Genomic DNA, 22,016 nt, shown 5'->3' on the forward strand with positions numbered 1-22,016 from the left:
TCAATTCGGCAGTAATAATTTGCGGTGAGTATATATGAAAAGGGGAGCGGATAATGCAGGAGGTTATGCCTCCTTTAAAAGGCGCGATTGATTCTCTCATTTTCAAGACAATAAAAAGCCCGCTTTACATTTTATCCATGTAAAACAGGCTTTTCTACTGCTGACTAAAATCCCGTGGCTATTTTGCTGGTAACGGCGTTACTTTTGGCCATGCAAAGAAAATAGACAACAAAGCGATGACACCCAATATCCAGCTGTACTGCACGTAGCCGATCAAAGACAAAGGCGATACCTTAGCCAAAGAAGACGCCAATAATATTTGCGCACCGTAAGGTAAGATTCCTTGCGTCACACAAGAGAATATATCCAATAGGCTAGCGCTGCGACGTGGATCAACGTTATAACGTGCTGAAATGTCTTTTGCGACCGAGCCATTAATCAAAATAGACACAGTGTTATTAGCAGTACACAGGTTTGTTAACGCCACCGATGCACTAATACTCAGCTCGCCTGCTCTGGTGGAGCCTGGTTTGGCACCAAAAATGCGACTGATTTTCTCAATCGCCGACACCAGCCAATCCAAACCACCTTGCGCTTTCATTAACGCGCCCAAACCACCAATCAACAAAGACAAGATCAGAATTTCTTGCATGCCGGTGTAGCCTGAGTAGATATCTTTAGACCAGGTAGCGAAGGTGTAGCCCTCTTGTAGCGAAAGACCAATGCCACCCGCCAACACAATACCGCTAAACAGCACCAACATCACGTTCACACCCGCAACGGCCAGTCCTAAAACTGCCACATAAGGTAAGACTCGAATAAGGTCGTAGTCCTGAGGCGCGCTAATTTGCGCAGCGCTGCTTTGAAAGAACAACCAAATCAGCGTCAAGATCGCCGCTGGTAAAGCGATTTTAAAGTTCATTTTGAACTTATCTCTCATATCACAACCCTGGGTGCGAGTTGCCGCAATCGTGGTATCAGAGATAATCGACAGGTTGTCACCAAACATAGCACCACCAATGACGGTACCAACGGTCAACAACATAGGTAAATCCGCAGCTTCAGCGACGCCTATGGCAATCGGTGCAATGGCAGCAATCGTCCCCATTGAGGTTCCCATCGACGTTGCAACAAAGGCGGTAATCACAAACAGGCCCGGCAAGATCATCGAAGGAGGCACTATGCTTAAACCAAAGTTAACCGTGGCATCCACCCCACCGACTGCTTTCGCCACACTGGCAAACGCGCCGGCTAGCAAGTAGATCAATATCATGGTTGTGATGGTGTTATCGCCAACCCCATTCACAAAGGTTTCAATGCGCTTATTCAAAGCGCCTTTGCCCAACAAAATAGCCAACGCTATAGCAGGTAAAATCGCGACCGGCGCCGAAATCTGATAAAAGGCATAATCAACATCATGCGCTTGATACCAAAGGCCGCTGCCTACAAAAAGAACGAGAAAAAGCGCTAACGGCAGAAGCGCCAGCGGAGTTTTAGAAGTCATAATGTCTGTTGTTTCCAGATTGAGTTGTTTCTAAATTAAAACGTTTCCTCGCAGCTTATGGCCTTGAGAATGAGAAGGGCGCCGATATTAATGAAATCGGCAAGTCTAGGCCAATAATAATTTGTGCTGTATTTGTTGTAAATTGTTATAACGATTTATCGCAATTCTATTAACTCTTTATATTAAACCGCTATAAAAACAAGACACCATAATACCCTCTAACCCTCACGGGAAGAGTCAACCAACTCACCTTCAAGATCATACCCATAAACAGGGTCCAACTTGGCATGAATGAGCTGTGGACAATACTCAGATGCGACGCGAAGAGCGTTCAGTTTCATCCGACCTAATGCACCACCACGCATATGGTATAAACCAGCATTGTCTTTTGACATCGCCTGAATTTTGGTCGCTCTTGGTTTACGCAGCGCTTCATAACGAGCAAGTGCAAGTGGCAACGCATGTTGTTCAAGCAATCGCCCCAACGCATAAGCATCTTCAATCGCCATCGCGGCCCCTTGCGCCATAAAAGGCAACATAGGGTGGCAAGCATCGCCGAGCAACACGACTCGGCCTTGATGCCAAGTCGACAAGGCTTCACGGCCATTTAACGCCCACAAAAAAGTACTCTGCGCTTTCGCCAATAGACCACTCACCTCTGGATGCCAGCCAGCAAAAGCGGCTTTCAGCTCGTTGATGTCGCCCTCTTCACGCCAAGATTCTTGGTGCCAATCATCTCGTTCCTCCACCGCAACAAAATTCACCCATTCACCGCCACGTAAGTAATAAGTCACTAGGTGACGCTTTGGCCCCACCCACACACACGCATCAGGTTGAATGGTCACGCCATCAAGTTCGCTAACAGGAATCACACCACGCCACGCCACCTGTTTCATAAAGGTCGGCGACTCTTTTCCTAACATCTGCTCTCGAATCACGGAACGAATGCCGTCAGCGCCAATCAATAAATCCGCCCTGTGTTGTGATTTGTCCGCCAACATGACAATGACTTGATCATCTTGTTCAAGATAACTTTCCACACTGCGGCCTAACACCAGCGTCACACCGACCTTTTCGCAGGCAGCAAGCAGTACTTTATGCAAATCAGCACGGTGTAAATGCCAATAAGGCGCCCCATAACGCGCTTCCGACGACGCCCCTAATGGGCTTTTAAGGTAATAATCGCCGCTTTTGAAATGTCGTATACAGGCATGCTGTGGCACAAAAGCAAACGCACGTAAGGCGTCTTCTACCCCTAAGTAACGCAACACCTTCATGGCGTTCGGGCTCATTTGCAAGCCTGCTCCCACTTCACCAAGTTGACTGGCTTGTTCAAAGATAGTGACCTTATGACCTGTCTTTGCCAACGCCAATGCGGCGCTCAGTCCACCGATTCCAGCCCCTGCGATAGCAACTTGCTTTGCCTTATTCACGATATTTTCCTATCACGGCCAGATTAATTTGCTCTCTGACGTTGTTTAGCTAGATTCCAACCAATAAAGAAATAGTAACGACCTTAGTCCAATAATGTCTTGCGCTTAATCACGCCAAGTCATAGTCATTCGATTATTTCTCTTAAAAAAACACACTCTGGCGCAATACTTGCTGTATTTCATTTGCCTAATTAGCGCGCTAATGTCAGATTATCAGTACGGTTATTATTAATTCTATAACGCGTAAGCATAACAAATAAGCCTCTGAAAAAGGGGGCGCGCTAGGCCAACAAGTGCAAGGAATCGCACCATTTTTAAGATCAAAGCCCAAAAGCTAATAATAAAGCGAGGTGTAAATGGACAGTTTGAGTAGCCAATATCAATCAAAAGATTTTTTTGATGAACTAATAGACCCACAAGGAAAGCCAAGAGCACCAGCCGAACAACTACTGAATTATTTAAACAGTTTATCCGAAGAAGAATTAGAAAAGCGCAGGCTCACTGCCGAAGCCACTATCCAAGAAATGGGCATAAGCTTTACTGTTTATACCGAAGAAGGAAACATCGACAGAGCTTGGCCTTTTGACATTGTTCCTCGCACCATTGAAGCGTCAGAGTGGCGCATTGCAGAAGCGGGCTTAAAACAACGCCTAAAAGCCCTTAACTTATTCATCGACGACCTCTACCACGACCAAAACGTCATCAAAGACGGCATTATCCCCGCCCACATCATTAAAGATTCAAAAAACTTCAGACCAGAATGCGTCGGCGTGTCTCCTGCTTTCGGCGTTTGGGCGCACATTTGTGGTACTGATTTAGTGCGCGACGACGTCGGCGACTTTTATGTGTTAGAAGACAATTTACGCGTTCCTTCTGGCGTTTCTTACATGTTAGAAAACCGCGCGATCACAAAACGTGTATTGCCTGAGCTATTTGAAAACGACGACATTCTTCCTGTTGGCTCTTACACCTCTCACCTTTTTGATACCTTGGCGGCGCTGTCGCCACGGGACATAGAAAACCCAGAAATTGTCGTACTCACCCCAGGCATCTATAACTCAGCGTATTTTGAACACGCTTTCTTAGCACAACAAATGGGCGCAGAACTGGTGGAAGGCAGCGATCTATTTGTTGATGAAGAAGACGACTGTGTCTACATGAAAACCATTAATGGGCCTGAGCGTGTCGACGTTATTTACCGTCGTATTGATGATTTATTTCTCGACCCAGACGCGTTTGATTCGGAATCCGTATTGGGCGTTCCAGGCTTAATGAGAGCCTGGAGCAAAGGCAATGTGGCTCTCGCCAACGCACCAGGTGCCGGCGTAGCGGATGACAAAGTAGTGTACGCTTATGTACCGGCTATTATTCGTTATTACCTCGACGAAGAACCCATCCTGAAGAACGTGAAAACCTTCTTATGTGAAGACCCAGAACAACGAGCCTACGTATTAGAAAACCTCGACAAATTGGTGGTAAAACCCGCTAACGAATCAGGTGGTTACGGCATGCTGGTTGGGCCTCACTCAACTAAAAAAGAACAAGCCATGTTCGCAGAGCTCATTCAAAGCAACCCACGCAACTACATCGCACAGCCTACTTTGAAGCTCTCCACGGCCCCAACGCTCATTGCAAAAGGCACATTAGAGCCTCGCCATTTGGATCTGCGTCCATTCATTTTGCAAAGCAAAGAAACCTATGTCACCACAGGCGGACTCACACGAGTGGCCATGAAAAAAGGCTCCTTGGTCGTTAACTCGTCACAAGGCGGTGGTAGTAAAGACACTTGGATTGTCGAAACAAAGGGGCAATAACTATGTTATCTAGAGTGGCAGAGCGCTTATATTGGAGCGCACGTTATTTGGAGCGTGTGGAAAACACCGCCCGCTTAGTCAGTGTGTACGACGAGCTTCTTTTTGACCTCCCAAGAGACATTGAAATCTCTTGGTACAACTTAATTGAAATCAACAGTGGCGTAGAACAGTTTGAACAGCGCTACAAAGTAAAAGACGAACGCAATGTGGTGAAGTTTTTGCTCGCCGATGACATCAACCCAGGTTCCATGCTGTCTTCCCTTAAAGCCGTCCGCGAAAACATTCGTACCACACGAGACGTTGTGCCTGAAGAAATGTGGGAGCTGATCAATGAGTTGGATTTATACGCTAGGCAAAATATCAAACAAGGCATTAACCGCTCGGAACGTCATGTTTTCTTAAACACCATTATTGAAGGCTGCCAGAAAATCATCGGCCTCTTAGCTGGAGCCATGAGTCGCGACTGCGGTTGGCACTTTTTGATCATGGGTCGTTACCTTGAACGTGCTGACATGAATAGCCGCATTATTGATGCCGCCGTGTCAGTGATGCTGCAATCGAAAGAAGAGGAAGATGTTCGACTTGGTCAGGTGGTTTGGTCGAAAGTGCTTAGATCGCAAAGCGCTCACTTAGACTACCGCCGTACTGTCCGCTCATCCATTAATGGCGCCAAAGCGGTGAGCTTTTTACTGAATGATCCTTGCTTCCCACGAAGCCTTACCTATTGTTTAGAACAAATTAGAGAAGCGGCGGCTAAGCTACCGCGCGCGGGCCTTATCACGGCTCAAATAAAAGCATTAAGCGAGCAGCACTACCCGATTTCCAGCTCCGAAGACATTAATGCTGAGTTCCACGATTATCTCAATGATCTGCAACTAAAAGTCATCGAAATAAACCACCACATTACTGAGAGTTGGTTCAATTTTCGCCAAGGAGATGCCGCGTGACGATTAGAATAGCAATACAGCATAAAACCACTTACGACTTTGATCGATTTATCAATGTTGGGCCTCATATTTTGAGGCTGCAACCGGCCGCGCATTCTCGTACCAAAATCCACAGTTACTCACTAAAAGTACTGCCTGAAACGCACTTTATCAATTTACAGCAAGACCCATTTGGCAATTTCCAAACCCGTTTGGTGTTCCCTGAAAAAACCAATAAACTCGAATTTATGGTGGAAGTCATCGCCGACATGACGGTCATCAATCCATTCGATTTCTTTGTCGAAAGCTACGCAGAAAACTACCCTTTTGCCTATGACAAAGCGCTGAAAAAAGAGTTGGCCCCGTATTTACAAGTCACCGACTCTTGCCCGTTATTAGACAAATGGCTGTCTGCGGTAGACCGCAAAGAAACGCCTATCAACGACTTCCTAGTGGCGATCAATAGCCGTTTGGCAGGCGATATTGGCTATGGCATTCGCCTAGAACCTGGCGTGCAAACGCCAGAAGAAACGCTAACACTAGCAAAAGGCTCCTGCCGTGATACCTCATGGTTATTGGTGCAAATTTTGCGCAGTTTAGGGTTGGCCGCACGCTTTGCTTCAGGTTATCTGGTCCAGCTGACTTCCGATGTCAAAGCCCTTGATGGCCCATCTGGCCCTGAAGAAGATTTCACCGACTTACACGCGTGGTGTGAAGTCTACTTACCAGGTGCTGGTTGGGTTGGATTAGACCCCACTTCTGGCCTTTTTGCCGGTGAAGGTCACATTCCATTAGCCTGTACGCCAGAACCCGCTTCGGCCGCACCGATTTCGGGCTTGATTGACGAATGTGAATGCGAATTTAGTTACAGCAACATAGTCACTCGTATTCACGAAGACCCACGAGTGAGCAAACCCTATGCAGAAGGCGAATGGGAAAACATCAAAGCCCTAGGTTTTGCCGTCGATAAGCAGCTTGACGAAGGCGACGTCCGCTTAACCATGGGGGGTGAGCCTACGTTTGTTTCCATCGATGACATGGATGGCGAACAATGGAATACCGGTGCACTCGGTGCTGAAAAGCTCAAACTGGCTAAAGACCTCTTACTGCGCATGAAAAAAGAGTTTGGTGCCAATGGGTTACTGCATTATGGTCAAGGCAAATGGTACCCAGGAGAAGAAGTCCCACGTTGGGCATTAGGGTGTTTCTGGCGCACCGATGGCGAAGCACTGTGGCATAACCAAGACTATCTCGCACGCGTCGATAAAGATTACAAGCACACGATCAAAGACGCCAAAGCCTTTGGTGATCAGCTGTGTACTGCCCTCAAATTGGATGGCAAATACCTACAAGACACCTACGAAGACACGCTTTACTATTTATGGCTAGAGCAGTCTCTTCCAGTCACAGCCGACCCAAGAAAAGCCGATCTAAAAGACGACCTAGAACGTCGTCGCTTAGCCAAACTGCTGAACCGCGGGCTAAGCACGACAACCGGTTATATTTTGCCAATTGAGTTCGATACCAGCCGTCATCAATGGCAAAGTTCACTGTGGCCAATGCGCAGCGACGTCATCACCTTGATTCCTGGCGACAGCCCAATGGGTTATCGTCTTCCTTTGGATTCATTGCCGCCCGTTGCCGAAGAAGATCGAATTCCCGAACGGGACCCTTTCGACCCTCGTCAGCCGCTCGCGAATAAAACCGAAAAAGCCAGCGCAACGGTCCTTAACAATGTGGCCAAACAGCACTTCGCGAAAAAGCCAACAGCGCCCTTGTTAGCGGAAGAAAAACAAGCGACTGAAAAAACACTGAAAAACGTCATTCGTACCACCCTTTGTATTGAGCCACGAGAGGGACGCTTGCATGTCTTTATGCCGCCGACCACGCATCTAGAGCATTTTGTGAGCTTGTTGAACCACATTGAAAGTGTCGCCACAACGCTTGACCTGCCAGTCGTGATTGAAGGCTATGAACCACCTAAAGACGCGCGTTTACAGAAATTTTTGATCACCCCTGATCCAGGTGTGATCGAGGTTAACATTCATCCTGCTGGCTCATGGGAAGAGCTCGTACACAATACAGAAACCTTGTATCACCAAGCGTATTTGTCACGCCTTGGCGCTGAAAAATTCATGCTCGATGGTCGCCATACTGGGACCGGTGGCGGCAACCATGTGACCCTTGGCGGTCGCACTCCAGCAGACAGCCCCTTACTAAGACGCCCAGAATTGCTGCAAAGTCTGGTGACTTTTTGGCAGCATCACCCAGGCCTTTCTTACTTGTTTTCTGGCATGTTTATCGGCCCGACCAGTCAGGCACCACGCCCAGACGAAGGTCGAGACGAAGCCTTATATGAGATGGAAATTGCTTTTCAAAATATGCCCGATGGCTTTGTTCACGAGCCTTGGTTGGTCGACCGCTTGATGCGCAACCTACTGGTCGACATTACCGGTAATACCCATCGTTCAGAGTTCTGTATCGACAAATTGTACGCCGCCGGTAGCGCCAGTGGACGCCAAGGATTATTGGAGTTTCGTGGTTTTGAAATGCCACCGCATCCACACATGTCTTTGGTGCAAATGCTGCTATTGCGCTGCTTGGTGGCACGTTTCTGGAAAGAACCCTATAAAAAACCACTGGTTCGTTGGGGCACCAGCTTGCACGATAAATTCATGCTGCCGCATTTTGTCTGGCAAGACATCAAAGAAGTCGTGGAAGACTTACAACGCCACGGTTTTCCATTCAAATTAGAATGGTTAACGCCGTTTGAAGAATTCCGCTTCCCTCATTATGGTCGCCAGCAAATAGACGATGTGGAAATTGAATTGCGCTGGGCCATCGAGCCTTGGCATGTACTTGGGGAAGAAATTACCGCCTCCGGCACCGCCCGTTATGTTGATTCTTCTGTAGAACGTCTACAGGTCAAACTTACTGGTTTAACCGAAGGTCGTTATGTATTGAGCTGTAATGGCCGCCGTGTACCAATCCGCTCTACTGGCCGTAAAGGTGAGTTTGTTGGCGCGGTGCGTTACAAAGCATGGGCGCCACCATCCGCTTTACACCCAACATTGGGAACAGATACGCCACTGGTATTTGATTTAATCGATACTTGGAATGGCTTATCGATTGGCGGTTGTACTTATCATGTTACGCACCCAGGTGGACGTACTTATGATAATTTGCCGGTCAATAGCAACGAGGCGGAAGCTCGTCGTGTCAATCGTTTCTGGGATCATGGCTTTACCCAAGGCGAGTTATCACAACCGTCGGCGTTTAATGCATTGCGGGCTTTTTACCCCAATGAGGAGCCTCCTAAAGCCATGGCACCACCAGCAGAAGAGCCAATGGATGAATATCCTCATACATTAGATTTGCGTAAGCAGTATACTGTACTCTGATCGTTAATTTTTTAGGCTCACACGCACTATGCAATCTCAATCTAGTATTCTTAGTACGCCAGCGGATGATTCATCATCCGCTCAGGCGTTATTTTCTGATTATGAAATGCCAATGGATGCTTTTGATGAGGCCTTCACGGAAGATCGCCAACCGCGCCCACACTGGGAGCACTTGCTCAACAGTATTAGAGGTCTCTCTAATGTCGGCATGGTCGATAGACAAGCGCGTGCACAGCGCATACTCCGTGAAGACGGTGCGACATACAATCTAACCAGCGACCCATTAACGCCAAGCGTTTGGTCGCTGGATTTGATTCCCAATGTTATTCAAAGCGATGAATGGCAACACATAGAAGAAGGTTTGGCACAGCGCTCTTCTTTGTTTGACCTCATCTTAAAAGATTTCTATGGCCCAAGAGAACTGATAAAAAACGGCATTCTGCCGGCTGAAATTCTCTTTAGTCATCCAGGTTTTCTGCGTCAATGTGACAACATCATTACCCCAGGTCCCCACCAGCTGCTGTTGCATGGTGTCGACATGGTGCGCAACAGTAGCGGTCAATTCCAGATCATTGGCGATCGCACACAAGCGCCTAGTGGCGCGGGCTACGCACTGGAAAACCGAACCGTCGTTTCACGCGTCATTCCCAGTATTTTCCGCGACAGTCAGGTGCACCGATTGTCGGCGTTTTTCCATTCACTCAAAGGCATGCTTGCCAAACTTGCCAGTGACTGGACCGATAGTCCTCGCATTGTCATGCTCACCCCAGGGGCCTTTAGCAACACCTATTTTGAACAAGCCTATATGGCGAACTATTTGGGGCTACCGTTAGTACAAGGCAGTGACTTAACCGTTCGTAATGGCGCGGTTTGGATGAAATCCCTCAGTGGACTAGAACGAGTCGACGTGATTTTACGGCGTGTTGATGACGCTTACTGTGATCAAGCCGAACTTAGAACAGACTCCATGCTAGGCGTGCCAGGCTTATTGGAAGTGGTTCGTGCTGGCAACGTTGCCATAGCGAATCCTCTGGGTAGCGGAGTCCTTGAAACACCTGCGTTATTGAAATTTCTCCCCGAGATTAGCCGTTTCTTAACCGGTTCTGAACTGGCTATTCCATCCGTATCTACTTGGTGGTGCGGCGATGCGGACGATTTCGATTACGTCACTAAGAACATCAGTGACTTGATTATCAAGTCGGCCATTCGACACCCTAATCAGCCCAGTATTTATGGCCATACACTGAATGAAAAGCAACAGCTAAACACCTTAGCCATGATCAAAAAACAGCCTCATTTGTATACCGCACAAAGCTACATTCCTGGGTCTGTGGCACCGGTATGGCAAGATGGCGGATTACAAGCGAGATCGAGCATTTTGCGCGCCTTCACTGTCTCAGACCAAGGCCATTTTGCCGTCATGCCTGGTGGCTTATCGCGCGTTAGTAATGGGGAAAAAGACACCATAGTCTCCAATCTCTCTTCTTCTAAAAGCAAGGACACCTGGATTCTGGCCTCCGAGCCGGAAAAACAAACTGAGCAGCTGTCAGACAAAGTCATCTTGCAAAATGAAGTTTTGCAGACCAATTTGCCCAGTCGAGTTGTGGAAAACTTATTCTGGATGGGACGCTACGCTGAACGAGCAGAACTCAGTACGCGTTTACTGCGCACTCTATTCAAGCAGATGAATGGCATTGATCCCTTGCCCGCTGAAAGCCGTCGCTTGATGCTGGAAATGGTGTCCATACAAACCGGTTGTTTGCCCGGATTTACCGACGCGGACGACGCACTCATTGACACACCAGACAGTGAATTAGTGTCCATCATTACCGATGGCAATCGCCCCGGATCGATCAAAGCGAACTTACAAGCGATGATCAACTGTGGTGAACAAGTCAAAGAAATGCTCTCCGCCGACACTCGTATCATCATTAATGAGTTACGCGATCACATTCACGAACTGGATCGCGCTTACACCAATGGCTTGCCTGCGGCTCCTGAAGAGTCTCTCGACAGCTTGGTTACCTCATTACTGGCTTTATCTGGGTTAAACCACGAAAGCATGTTACGCGGCCTCGATTGGACCTTTCAAGAAATTGGCCGTCGTACTGAGCGCGCGCTGCAAACGGCCACGCTACTGCGTTCATCTTTAGCCAAGCCATTACCAGCGCCGCAACAACAGCAAGTCCTTGAGTCTGTGCTACTCAGTGTTGAGGCGTTGATTTCTTTTCGTCGACGCTACCGCAATCGCGCGCGTGTTGAATACGGATTAGAGCTGCTTATGCTCGATGGCACTAACCCTAGGTCGTTGATTTATCAAATCAATCAGTTGCGTAAGCACCTTAAAAAGCTGCCTCGCAATAACCTGCCAACCTCAGGATTAAGCCCAGAAAACCACTTGATTATTAAGTCGTTGAATGACATTCAACTGGCCGATTTAGACGCTCTCGTTCAAGTGGACAGCAGCACACAAACACGGCGGCCTCTTGAGCAACTCATGACACAACTATTAGAGCAACTTGAACAGTTTACTGTGTTTATCAGTGACAAATATTTTGACCATACCGCTGGGCCTCATTCCTTGGTAGAAAATAGCTGGGGGAGCCAATAATGCGATACCGAGTACGTCATATCACAAAATACTCATACGGCGCCCCCGTTAGCCTGTGTTACAACATGGCGCATTTATTACCCAGAGATACCCAGCACCAGCGTTGCCTTAATCAAAAAGTACGCATTACACCACTGCCCGTTTATCAAAACGAAAGCACCGATTACTTTGGCAATCAAACCTTCTATTTTTCGATTCAAGAAGCCCATAAAAAACTCGAAATAGACGTAACGTGTGACTTCGAAATTACCCCTATTGACCTTGAGACCTATCAAGCCAAAAGCACCATCAGCTGTGGTCAATTACGAGCTTTGCTAAAAGCGCCAAGCACACCTGAAGAGCGCTTAGCCAAAGAGTATTTGTTGGACTCCTCTCAAGTGCGTCGTTCAAAAGCACTTCAGGATTACGCTGCAGAAGTGTTTACAGAGGATAAAAATGCCTTAAAAGCGACGCTAGAGTTTACCCATAAACTGTTCAGTGAATTCACTTTTGACCCCAATACAACCACGGTGGCGACGCCACTTGAGCAAGTATTAGAGCAACGCAGCGGGGTTTGCCAAGACTTTGCACACCTGGCCATCGGCTGTTTACGCTCCGTTGGGTTACCGGCACGCTATATGAGCGGTTACCTAGAAACCCTACCGCCGCCTGGCCAAGAAAAACTCATCGGCGTCGATGCCTCACACGCTTGGTTTGCGATTTTCCTGCCGGAACTGGGCTGGGTTGAGTTCGACCCTACCAACGATTTAATGCCCAGCGATCAACACATAGTGACCGCTTGGGGACGTGACTACGCCGATGTGACACCACTTCAAGGGGTTATCTTTGAAGGCGGTGGCAGCCAACAAATGTCGGTCTCTGTGGATGTACGACGCCTTTAACCTTATTTGTAAAGGTCATCGTACATTTTCCCAACATCGATGACATAGCATGTAAAAGGGATATAGGGTAAGCTCCACACAATCTATACTAGGTAGAACTTCTTTGCCTAGCACCCACCTTTTTTAATAAATGAGAACACCTATGAGTTTCAACGCCCTTGGGCTATCTGCCCCCATCTTAAAAGCCATTGAAGAGCAAGGTTATACCACGCCTTCTGCCATTCAAGCTCAAGCCATTCCAGCCGTATTGGAAGGTCAAGATGTGATGGCTGCAGCCCAAACGGGTACTGGTAAAACCGCTGGTTTCACCTTGCCATTGCTAGAACGCCTAATCCAAGGCGAACCTGCAAAAAGTAACCAAGTCCGTGCCCTTGTGTTAACGCCAACCCGTGAACTTGCTGCACAAGTCGCTGCCAGCGTTCAAGAATACGGCAAACACCTTGCGCTAAAATCCACCGTAGTATTCGGTGGCGTGAAAATAAACCCACAAATGATGGCATTGCGCCGCGGCGCCGATATCCTTATCGCCACGCCAGGTCGCTTGATGGATTTGTACAATCAAAAAGCCGTTCGCTTCGACAATCTCGAAGTGTTGGTACTCGATGAAGCTGACCGCATGTTAGACATGGGCTTTATTCATGACATCAAAAAGATCCTCGCGATATTGCCTAAGAAACGCCAGAATCTATTGTTTTCTGCCACCTTTTCTCCAGAAATTCGTCAGTTGGCAAAAGGCTTGGTAAACAACCCAGTTGAAATTTCTGTTACCCCAAGAAACGCGACAGCCGTTTCGGTTGAACAGTGGCTTCATCCGGTCGATAAAAAACGCAAAACAGAGCTTTTGATCGAACTGATTTCTGAAGGTGAGTGGGAACAGGTCTTAGTGTTTTCGCGCACCAAACACGGCGCAAACAAGATCACGAAATTACTTGAAGCAAGCGGCATTCGTGCCAGCGCCATCCATGGTAATAAAAGCCAGGGCGCACGAACTCGCGCCCTAGCAGACTTTAAAGAAGGCCGTGTTAGAGCGCTGGTTGCGACCGACATCGCCGCTCGTGGTCTGGACATCGAACAATTGCCTCATGTGGTGAACTTTGATCTACCAGATGTGGCAGAAGACTATGTTCACCGTATCGGTCGTACTGGTCGTGCTGGTGCAACAGGTAAAGCGATCTCTCTCGTCGCGGCCGATGAGCTAGACCAACTAAGAGCCATTGAACGTCTTACGCAAAAGTTAATTGAACGCCGTTATGTGGACGACTTTATGCCAACGCATATGTTGCCAGACACCACATTAGACACGCGTCCAATTAAACCAAATAAACCCAAACGCGCTAAGTCACCACGTGACCAGCACGCTGGGGCAAAACAAGGTTCTGGCGGCTCTGCAAAATTCTCTGGCGCTCGTCGCTCTGGAAATGGCGCAAAAGCCGCTCCAAAGGCAGATGTTACCCCAGGGCAAGGCATACGCAGCAAGCCGTTAGCGCCTGCTCGTCGTAACCGCAAGCCAAGTCCAGCACAAGACTAACTGCTCACTATCGTGCCGCCCCACAAGACCATGGGGTGGCACGATGCCTGCAAGATTTCTCACCATCTACCGTTATTACGGACCTATCTGTGTATTTGCATTAAACGACTTCAGTTAATGCGGCTTTTTCACATCTAGAGATACAGTATTGGTGCATTACACTATTTATTCGCACCTTTTTAATGCATGGCGTTACCGCCATTCACTATTCTGTCGAGATGCGCATGCCGGTATCACAAAAAATATTTAAAGTTCGACGCCATTATAATAAATGGGTTGCTGACCAAACTCTGGAAGATTTTGCGTTACGCTACACCTCCAAACAAACCCACACAATGAGCATTGAGCGAGTGGCCAACACCGCCTTAGGCGCCACCGCTTTTCTGGCGCTGGAAGGCCTTGCCGCCGCCATCACGCTCAATTATGGTTTTACGAATGCCATCGCAGCAATTGCTGTCGTCTTACTGGTGTTTTTTATCACCGGCTTTCCCATTGCCTATTATTCTGCCAAGCACGGTTTGGACATTGACCTGCTGACTCGTGGGGCGGGCTTTGGCTATTTAGGTTCCACCATCACATCGCTTATCTACGCAACCTTCACCTTTATTTTCTTTGCCATTGAAGCCGCCATTCTCGCCTCGGCACTAGAAGTCTTATTTAGTATTCCTCTAGCCATTGGTTATGCTCTATCGGCGGTGTTTGTGATACCGATTGTGACCCATGGCATACGGGCAATAAGCCGATTTCAGTGGCTCACCCAATACATTTGGCTGGCGTTGCAATTAACCGCATTGTTGGTTGTGGTGTTCAACGAATACGATCATTTCCAGGCTTGGAGCGAGTACACTGTCCCCGACTTACCCAACAGCGGCAACTTTAATCTGATTCTCTTTGGCGCCGCCGCTTCTATGCTCTTTGCTCTCATGGCGCAAATTGGAGAGCAGGTAGACTACCTTCGCTTTATGCCAGAAAAGACAGCAGAGAATAAAAGACGCTGGTGGTTTTGGCTGATTATTGCAGGGCCTGGCTGGGTGTTTATGGGGGGAATAAAAATGCTGCTTGGGTCGTTTCTGGCCTTCCTCGCCTTTTCAAATGGCTTGCCGTTTGAGCAAGCCGCCGACCCCACTCATATGTATCAAGGGGTGTTCGAGTTTCTTACCAACTCCCCCATTCTCGCGCTCATCATGGCCGCCATCATGGTGTTTATCTGTCAAATGAAGATCAACCTCACCAATGCCTATGCAGGGTCAATTGCTTGGTCTAATTTTTTCTCTCGGTTAACTCACAGCCACCCAGGTCGCGTGGTCTGGTTGGTGTTTAATGTCACCATCGCATTATTGCTCATGGAGTTGGGGATTTACCAAGCCCTAGAGGCCATATTGGGGGTGTTTGCCATCGCCGCGGTAAGTTGGTTAGGGTGTTTGTCAGCGGATCTATTGATCAATAAGCCACTCAAGTTAAGCCCTGATTATGTGGAGTTCAAACGCGCGCATTTATACGATATTAATCCAGTTGGCACCGGCTCCATGCTGATCGCGACTATTTTGGGGTTGGTGAGCTATTTAGGCGTGTTTGGCGACACCATGAAAGCCCTGTGTCATTTTGTCAGTCTTGCCAGCTGCTTTGTGTGCGTGCCAACCATCGCTTGGCTCACCAAGGGCAAGTATTATTTAGCACGACAATCGCCCGAATTACTGCCATTGATTCTCCTAGAAGCGGATCAACACCCGAAGATCACCTATCGCGTACTCACTTGTGGCATTTGTGAAAACACCTTTGAAGTCGCCGACATGAGCTACTGCTCAGCGTATCAGCAACCGATTTGCTCATTGTGCTGCTCTTTGGATGTTCGCTGCATGGACAGCTGCAAACCTCATGCCCGCATCAGCCAACAGAGCATCGCGTTTCAACGCATGTTTTTGCCGAAAAAAGTTGTGCGCCTAATCAATTCCCGACTCGGGCGTTTTGCCACCCTGCTGGTGGTGATCAACTTAATTAACGCCGCACTGATGACCTTAATCTATCGACAAATGGCACCGCAAACGCTCTCCGAAGCCGCCCTATTAAGCCAGACCATGTGGACCCTCTTTTTTACACTCTTAATTGTTTCTGGGGTGCTTTCTTGGCTGTTTCTGCTCGCTCATGAAAGCCGAGTGGTGGCACAAAAAGAGTCCAATCGGCAAACTCGAAAGCTGACGCAAGAAATCGATGCCCACCAGGAAACAGACAAGGCACTACAATCAGCAAAAGAGCTGGCAGAACGCTCTAATGCGGCAAAAAGTCGCTATTTAACCGGGATAAGTCACGAACTAAGAACCCCACTGCAATCGATCATTGGCTACGCTCAACTGCTTTCTGACAAAAATGAAATGCCACCACAACACCAACATGGCTTAGACATTATCCAGCGCAGTGGTCAGTATTTAGCAGACCTGATCGAGGGATTGTTGGACATTTCGAAAATCGAAGCGGGGCGCTTAGACCTGTATCGCAACACAGTGGATTTACCGGCGCTAATTGAACAGCTCTGCAATATGTTTTCGATGCAGGCCACCAGCAAAGGGCTGCATTTCCAACATCACATTCTCGACCCTTTGCCACACTCGGTAATGACTGACGAAAAGCGCTTACGTCAGATTCTGATCAACCTGTTATCCAACGCCATTAAATACACCAAAGCGGGCCGTGTAGATTTTTTTATTCGCTATCGTAATCAAGTGGCGGAATTTGTGATTAAAGACTCAGGCCCTGGCATCCCAGAGCATCAGATGGCGCGTATTTTCGACCCTTTTGAACGGGTTCGTAATGCCGATACCGCCAACTTACCCGGCACAGGTTTAGGCCTCACCATAGTAAAATTACTCACAGAAATTATGGGGGGTGATTTACAAGCCAACAGCCAAGTAGGTGAAGGCAGTGAGTTTACAGTGAACCTAATGCTCCCTTGGGTAAACAAAGAAACCCTACGAGAAAACACCCAACAACGTGTTATTGGCTACCATGGCTTCCAAAAAAAGCTCTTTGTGGTGGACGACGACCCTGTGGTGCGTGGCTTGCTGGCAGACATTTTAGTGCCCCTTAACTTCATCACCTATGAAGCCTACGACGCGGAGCATTGTTTGTCTCAATTGCCCGACGTTGCCCCTGATCTGTTTATTTTGGATGTCTCTATGCCCGGCATGAGCGGCCTAGAATTGGCCAAAAAACTGCGCCACCAAGGCGTTAAGGTTCCTATCATTATGCTGTCTGCTGACGCCCAAGAACAACATAGACAGCCCGACGAAAAAGCCGCCTTTGATGACTACTTGGTCAAACCGGTCAATAACCAAACCTTGCTTGAGAAAATCTCGGCCAATATTGACCTTGATTGGGTCTATCAAACGCCCATTAATGCGCCAGATTCCGCGTCCAAAACGACGTCTGTCGATTATTGTTCGCCAGTAAAAAACACCTTAAAAAACAACAACAATGACTCAGAGGCTCCTATTCCAGACCATGAATTGATCCGTGAATTGGTCGCCTTCGCTGAAATGGGGTATCGAAAAGGCGTGGGCAATACCTTACAAAAAATAGCGCAATTTGAGTTACTAAACACCGAACAACAGAACAAGATCGAACAGTTTTACAACACCTTTCAATTCGATATCTTGGCCTCTTACTTAACCCAACACAGCACAATCGATGCCATGAGCCAACCATCTCAAGCAACGCAGGAGACAAAGTAACATGATGAAAACGAACAATGACATTGTCTTGGTGGTAGACGACTCTGCCGATGCGCTCAGCTTGATTAACGACACTTTAGAAGCCGCCAATATGGATGTGCTGGTGGCACTAGAAGGCAAACAAGCCCTCACCATCGCCAAGCGTATTCGACCTGATATTATTTTACTCGACGCCATCATGCCAACCATGGACGGATTTGAAACCTGCCGAGCTCTAAAAGCCGACGCAAGTCTGGCCTCCATTCCGGTGATCTTTATGACCGGATTGAGTGACACAGATGACATAGTTCGAGGCCTAGAAGTGGGAGGGGTCGACTACCTAACAAAGCCGATCAAGCCTAGCGAGTTGCTGGCACGCATGAAGGTTCATCTTAATAATGCTCGCCTAACCAGCAGCGCTCAATTAGCGCTGGATAACACAGGCCAACACCTAATGACGGTGTCAGATGACGGTAATATAATGTGGGCAACGCCACAAACCTATGCGCTGCTTGCCAAGGCACGCGCCTCAACCCAATGGCAGCACAAGGTCCTCACCCAACAACTAAAACAGTGGCTTGATCATCAGCCCGAAATAGACAGTCGTTTGCCACTCAGCGGGTTAGATTATCCATTGTCGGTTAAAATCGTAAGCGCAGAACAAGGACAAGAACGCTTACTCAAATTAGAAGACGGACGCCGCCCCACCGGCCCCCATTTATTACGCCAAGAGTTGGGATTAACAGAACGAGAATCCGAAGTATTGCACTGGCTCGCCAATGGAAAAACCAACCGTGAGATTGCCCAAATACTCGATATGAGCCCAAGAACCGTGAACAAGCACCTAGAGCAGATTTTTCCGAAACTGAGTGTCGAAAACCGCACCGCCGCCGCAGGCATTGCACTAAAAATACTCGCCAACGCCTAGCTTCTCCTTGTCCTCAAAAGCACTCACCAACCTCGGAATAAAAAAAAGGAAGAAGCCAATCTATACAAGAAGTAAAGCCTCTTCCTTAAAGCGGGTACTCAATGAAAGAAAGTACCTGCAGGACTCTTGATAAAACCACGAGAAGAACTCGATAAAAAACGAGCCCCCCTAGGAAAAGGGCTCAATCAATGGGTTAAGTTTGCCATCGGCCATTTCCCCAGGCTGGCGATCTGGCAACCAACGAGTCATATCATCTCGGCGGCCTTTGTTCCAACGCCCTTGGCTATCTGGGTCTTCGATAATTTTGGTGTTATCGGCATACCAAATAATGGTCATGGCTTCACGCATCACATTGGATTGGTTTTCGTGGGCTCCGTGCAAACACCACCCCGAATGGAAGGTCGCGTCACCCGCTTGCATTGCACCATGATTAACTATCTCAAAGCCTCGTTTCTGGCACAAATCGCTAAGGATTTTTTCAGATTCATCTGAAATAGGAATATCCCCCAAATACCCAACCTTACCGGTGCCACTGGCAAAATTCAGCGTGCCCATGTTCTTTGTTATATCAATTAAAGGCATCCACATGGTGAGGATTTTATCCGTCTCTAACGGCCAATAATATTGATCCTGATGCCAAGGGGTTAAGCCACCATAAGGCTCTTTGTATAAGGCCTGATCATGATAAATTCGCACCTTGTCTGTGCCTAACAATTGCGCAGCAATACCGGCAAAGCGCTTCGCCATAACAAACTTTGCGACTTCTGGGTAATCTGGCCATAAGTTCATGATTTGTAAGAAAGCTTTACCATAAGTGTCGCGTTCTTCGAGCGGTTTTAGGGCAAGGCGGGATTTACGATCCTCTACCGCGGAACGGATCGCTTGTCGACTCAACGCCACTTGCGGTTCATCACACACGCCATTGATTCGCACATGGCCTTGTTGATTAAACGCCGTGATGGTGTCCTCTGGTACGCTGAGTAGTTGATCAAAACACGTCATGATTGGCCTTCCTCTAACAACATAGATATGCCATTAGATTACGAACTAACAAGCCAAAGAAAAACGCTACTATCGCTCAAAAATATCAAATATTTGCACTAAGATGTTTTAGCCACTGAACGCCCTAACAGCTCATTTCGATACTGTTTTGGGGTGACTGAAAACTGTTTTTTAAACACAGAAATAAAATGAGACGGCGTTGAAAAATCCAATTCATAACTGATTTCTGTGATCGATTTATTGCTTTGTGTCAGCATACGAGCCGAACTGTAAAGCTTATGCCGAATCGTATATTCAGAGAAATTAAAACGAAAAACACTTTTGAAAAGGCGCGAGAAATACGACGTTGAAATATGACAAAGCGCCGCGGCCTCCACCAAAGAAAGCTCAACATAAGCATGATGCCGAAACAGGTCAATCACAGGTTCAAGACGCTCATAGCCTTTGCTTTTCGTAATCGGCTGGGCATGTAAATAGCTGACTGGCTTAGCGTGTTCTACGACCCAAATAATCAACAGCTTCAATAAGGTCAAGCTCATCTCACTGTGTGGATCGGCTTGATAACTCTGCTTTAGCCACGCCACCTGCTGCTGCACGTTGAGCAACTGCTCTTTGTCTAAGCGTAGATGAATGCCAAACTGAAGGAAGTCGGCCTCTTTGCTGAGATTATTATCGTCTAAAAAGGCAGGTAAAAACTGCACAATAGTCCAAGATTTCTGCCCTGAGTTTAATTCAAAATCATGGGTTTCCAGCGCTGGGGTAAAAACAATGTCTTTGTCTTTGAGCTGGGATTCACCTTGCGAGTAAAAGTATGAACCGTCTATTTGATCAAAAATAATAAACTCGTGCACTTCATGAAAATGCATAAAACACGAGTAGCTTTCCCCTTCTTCATAGGCAACGCTATGGACTTCAAATTGGTAGCCTTCTTGAATACAAAAAGGCTCGCAGTAGGTTTGTGTTTTTATCATTATTGTATTTCAACCTGCATCACAACGAACAAAAGTATCAGATATTGCTTATTATCTTTAGCATAGCCAAAACACAAAAAACCACAAATATATGCTATTACGGGACAATCATTTGGCAGAATAGCGTCTCCCTTGCATGTTCTAATCGAGGTTAATGAGTGAACTATCACCCTCTTTTAAGCGTTAAGGAAAAGCCATGCCTCAGGTTCAAGCCATCGTTTCAAACGGCCAAGGTCATTATCAACTTACTCAGATCGACGTTGGCCTACCTGCTGCAGACGAAGTTCAAATCCGCCTAAAAGCCAGTGGCATTTGCCATACTGATTGGGACTCTATCCAACATTGGAATAAACACTTTGTTGTTGGCCATGAAGGCGCAGGTATTTTGTCTGCAGTCGGCGAACACGTTTCTCGTGTCGAGGTTGGCGACCATGTCATTTTAAATTGGGCAATTCCTTGCGGACAATGCTTTCAATGCGCAGAAGGCAACTTGCACCTTTGCGCCAACCATTCCCCTGTCTGTGGTTGTGGGCTTAAAGGGCATGCTCATGCCGCTGCTTGCCAGCATGACACGCGCCCCCTCGAACGTTCCTTTCATTTAGGCACCATGAGTGAAATGACCGTCGTAAAAGAAGCCGCTGTGGTCAAAATTCCTAAAGAGATCCCCTTCCCTACCGCCGCCATTATTGGTTGTGGCGTCATGACTGGTTGGGGTTCTGTGGTGAACGCCGCCCAGTTAAAAGCGGGCAGCTCAGCCTGTGTTATTGGTTGTGGTGGCGTCGGGCTCAATGTGATTCAAGCCAGCAAGGTGTCTGGCGCCCGTATGATCATTGCGATTGATATCACCCAAGAACGACTTGACCAAGCCACACGCTTTGGCGCGACTCATGGCATTATCGCGGATAAAAATGACCCAGACTTTCGACAGGTGACCGCTCAGGTGAAGCAACTCACTGATGGCCTCGGGGCCGACTACGCGTTTGAGTGCACCGCGATTCCAGCGCTTGGTGCCGCGCCTTTAGCCTTGATCCGTCATGCTGGCACCGCCGTGCAAGTCAGCGGCATAGAGCAACGTATCGAGTTTGATTGCCAGCTTTTCGAATGGGATAAAAAATACATCAACCCGTTATACGGCATGTGCAATCCGCAACGCGATTTTCCCCGCATTTTGTCGCAATACCAACAAGGCGACTTAAAGCTGGATGAGCTGGTTAGTCACACATACTCACTAAGCACCCTAAGCCAAGGCTTTGATGACCTGATCCATGGTCGCATTGCCAAAGGCGTCGTGGTGTTTGATTAAGGGCACAAAT

General features: G+C 47.7%; 13 protein-coding genes. 9 read left to right on the forward strand and 4 right to left on the reverse strand.

All coding sequences use genetic code 11. The features are described from left to right. Positions 1–178: 178 nt before the first annotated feature. Positions 179–1,504, reverse strand: a complete 1,326-nt coding sequence (locus E0D71_RS03365; RefSeq protein WP_133001868.1) for a Na+/H+ antiporter NhaC family protein — start codon at positions 1,502–1,504, stop codon at positions 179–181. A gap of 218 nt (positions 1,505–1,722) precedes the next feature. Next, complete coding sequence (locus tag E0D71_RS03370; protein WP_133001869.1) at positions 1,723–2,937, reverse strand: FAD-dependent oxidoreductase; 1,215 nt, start codon at positions 2,935–2,937, stop codon at positions 1,723–1,725. 356 nt (positions 2,938–3,293) lie between these two features. Between E0D71_RS03370 and E0D71_RS03375 the strand changes: the two genes are divergently transcribed. The 8 genes from E0D71_RS03375 to E0D71_RS03410 all read left to right on the forward strand — a co-directional run bounded on the left by E0D71_RS03375 (position 3,294) and on the right by E0D71_RS03410 (position 18,730). Then, on the forward strand, positions 3,294–4,751 hold the full coding sequence (locus E0D71_RS03375; protein WP_133001870.1) for a circularly permuted type 2 ATP-grasp protein: 1,458 nt from the start codon (positions 3,294–3,296) through the stop codon (positions 4,749–4,751). A gap of 2 nt (positions 4,752–4,753) precedes the next feature. Next, on the forward strand, positions 4,754–5,698 hold the full coding sequence (locus E0D71_RS03380) for an alpha-E domain-containing protein (RefSeq protein WP_133001871.1): 945 nt from the start codon (positions 4,754–4,756) through the stop codon (positions 5,696–5,698). Continuing rightward, positions 5,695–9,078: a transglutaminase family protein gene (locus E0D71_RS03385; protein WP_133001872.1), complete on the forward strand. Its 3,384-nt coding sequence runs from the start codon at positions 5,695–5,697 to the stop codon at positions 9,076–9,078. Before E0D71_RS03380 ends, E0D71_RS03385 begins: the two co-directional genes overlap by 4 nt. Positions 9,079–9,106: 28 nt before the next feature. Next, positions 9,107–11,689, forward strand: a complete 2,583-nt coding sequence (locus tag E0D71_RS03390; protein ID WP_133001873.1) for a circularly permuted type 2 ATP-grasp protein — start codon at positions 9,107–9,109, stop codon at positions 11,687–11,689. Further along, on the forward strand, positions 11,689–12,570 hold the full coding sequence (locus tag E0D71_RS03395; protein WP_133001874.1) for a transglutaminase family protein: 882 nt from the start codon (positions 11,689–11,691) through the stop codon (positions 12,568–12,570). The genes E0D71_RS03390 and E0D71_RS03395 overlap by 1 nt, the downstream gene beginning before the upstream one ends. A 142-nt stretch (positions 12,571–12,712) precedes the next feature. Continuing rightward, the gene (locus tag E0D71_RS03400; RefSeq protein WP_133001875.1) at positions 12,713–14,098 is read left to right on the forward strand and encodes a DEAD/DEAH box helicase; all 1,386 of its coding nucleotides are present in this window, start codon (positions 12,713–12,715) and stop codon (positions 14,096–14,098) included. A gap of 224 nt (positions 14,099–14,322) precedes the next feature. After that, positions 14,323–17,823: an ATP-binding protein gene (locus E0D71_RS03405; RefSeq protein ID WP_133001876.1), complete on the forward strand. Its 3,501-nt coding sequence runs from the start codon at positions 14,323–14,325 to the stop codon at positions 17,821–17,823. Between the two features lies 1 nt (position 17,824). Next, entirely contained in the window at positions 17,825–18,730 is a 906-nt protein-coding gene (locus E0D71_RS03410; protein WP_207923317.1) for a response regulator transcription factor, read from the forward strand. A gap of 168 nt (positions 18,731–18,898) precedes the next feature. Here the strand turns inward: E0D71_RS03410 and E0D71_RS03415 are convergent, their stop codons facing one another. Next, positions 18,899–19,732 (reverse strand): phytanoyl-CoA dioxygenase family protein, encoded by an 834-nt coding sequence (locus E0D71_RS03415; protein WP_133001877.1) that lies wholly within the window; start codon positions 19,730–19,732, stop codon positions 18,899–18,901. A 98-nt stretch (positions 19,733–19,830) separates the two neighbouring features. Further along, positions 19,831–20,703, reverse strand: a complete 873-nt coding sequence (locus E0D71_RS03420) for an AraC family transcriptional regulator (RefSeq protein ID WP_133001878.1) — start codon at positions 20,701–20,703, stop codon at positions 19,831–19,833. Between the two features lie 196 nt (positions 20,704–20,899). On the opposite strand from E0D71_RS03420, the gene E0D71_RS03425 reads away from it, so the two are divergent. Continuing rightward, entirely contained in the window at positions 20,900–22,006 is a 1,107-nt protein-coding gene (locus tag E0D71_RS03425; RefSeq protein WP_133001879.1) for a Zn-dependent alcohol dehydrogenase, read from the forward strand. Positions 22,007–22,016 lie beyond the last annotated feature (10 nt).

Origin of the sequence: Marinomonas sp. KMM3893 (assembly GCF_004352855.1) — a bacterium.
GTDB classification, from domain to species: domain Bacteria; phylum Pseudomonadota; class Gammaproteobacteria; order Pseudomonadales; family Marinomonadaceae; genus Marinomonas; species Marinomonas arenicola.

Bases quoted from the DNA above. Each gene is read 5' to 3' on its own strand.
- E0D71_RS03375 (WP_133001870.1), top strand. From the start codon at position 3,294: ATGGACAGTTTGAGTAGCCAATATCAATCAAAAGATTTTTTTGATGAA.
- E0D71_RS03365 (WP_133001868.1), bottom strand. From the start codon at position 1,504: ATGACTTCTAAAACTCCGCTGGCGCTTCTGCCGTTAGCGCTTTTTCTC.
- E0D71_RS03415 (WP_133001877.1), bottom strand. From the start codon at position 19,732: ATGACGTGTTTTGATCAACTACTCAGCGTACCAGAGGACACCATCACG.
- E0D71_RS03425 (WP_133001879.1), top strand. From the start codon at position 20,900: ATGCCTCAGGTTCAAGCCATCGTTTCAAACGGCCAAGGTCATTATCAA.
- E0D71_RS03405 (WP_133001876.1), top strand. From the start codon at position 14,323: ATGCCGGTATCACAAAAAATATTTAAAGTTCGACGCCATTATAATAAA.
- E0D71_RS03400 (WP_133001875.1), top strand. From the start codon at position 12,713: ATGAGTTTCAACGCCCTTGGGCTATCTGCCCCCATCTTAAAAGCCATT.
- E0D71_RS03410 (WP_207923317.1), top strand. From the start codon at position 17,825: ATGATGAAAACGAACAATGACATTGTCTTGGTGGTAGACGACTCTGCC.
- E0D71_RS03395 (WP_133001874.1), top strand. From the start codon at position 11,689: ATGCGATACCGAGTACGTCATATCACAAAATACTCATACGGCGCCCCC.
- E0D71_RS03390 (WP_133001873.1), top strand. From the start codon at position 9,107: ATGCAATCTCAATCTAGTATTCTTAGTACGCCAGCGGATGATTCATCA.
- E0D71_RS03420 (WP_133001878.1), bottom strand. From the start codon at position 20,703: ATGATAAAAACACAAACCTACTGCGAGCCTTTTTGTATTCAAGAAGGC.
- E0D71_RS03380 (WP_133001871.1), top strand. From the start codon at position 4,754: ATGTTATCTAGAGTGGCAGAGCGCTTATATTGGAGCGCACGTTATTTG.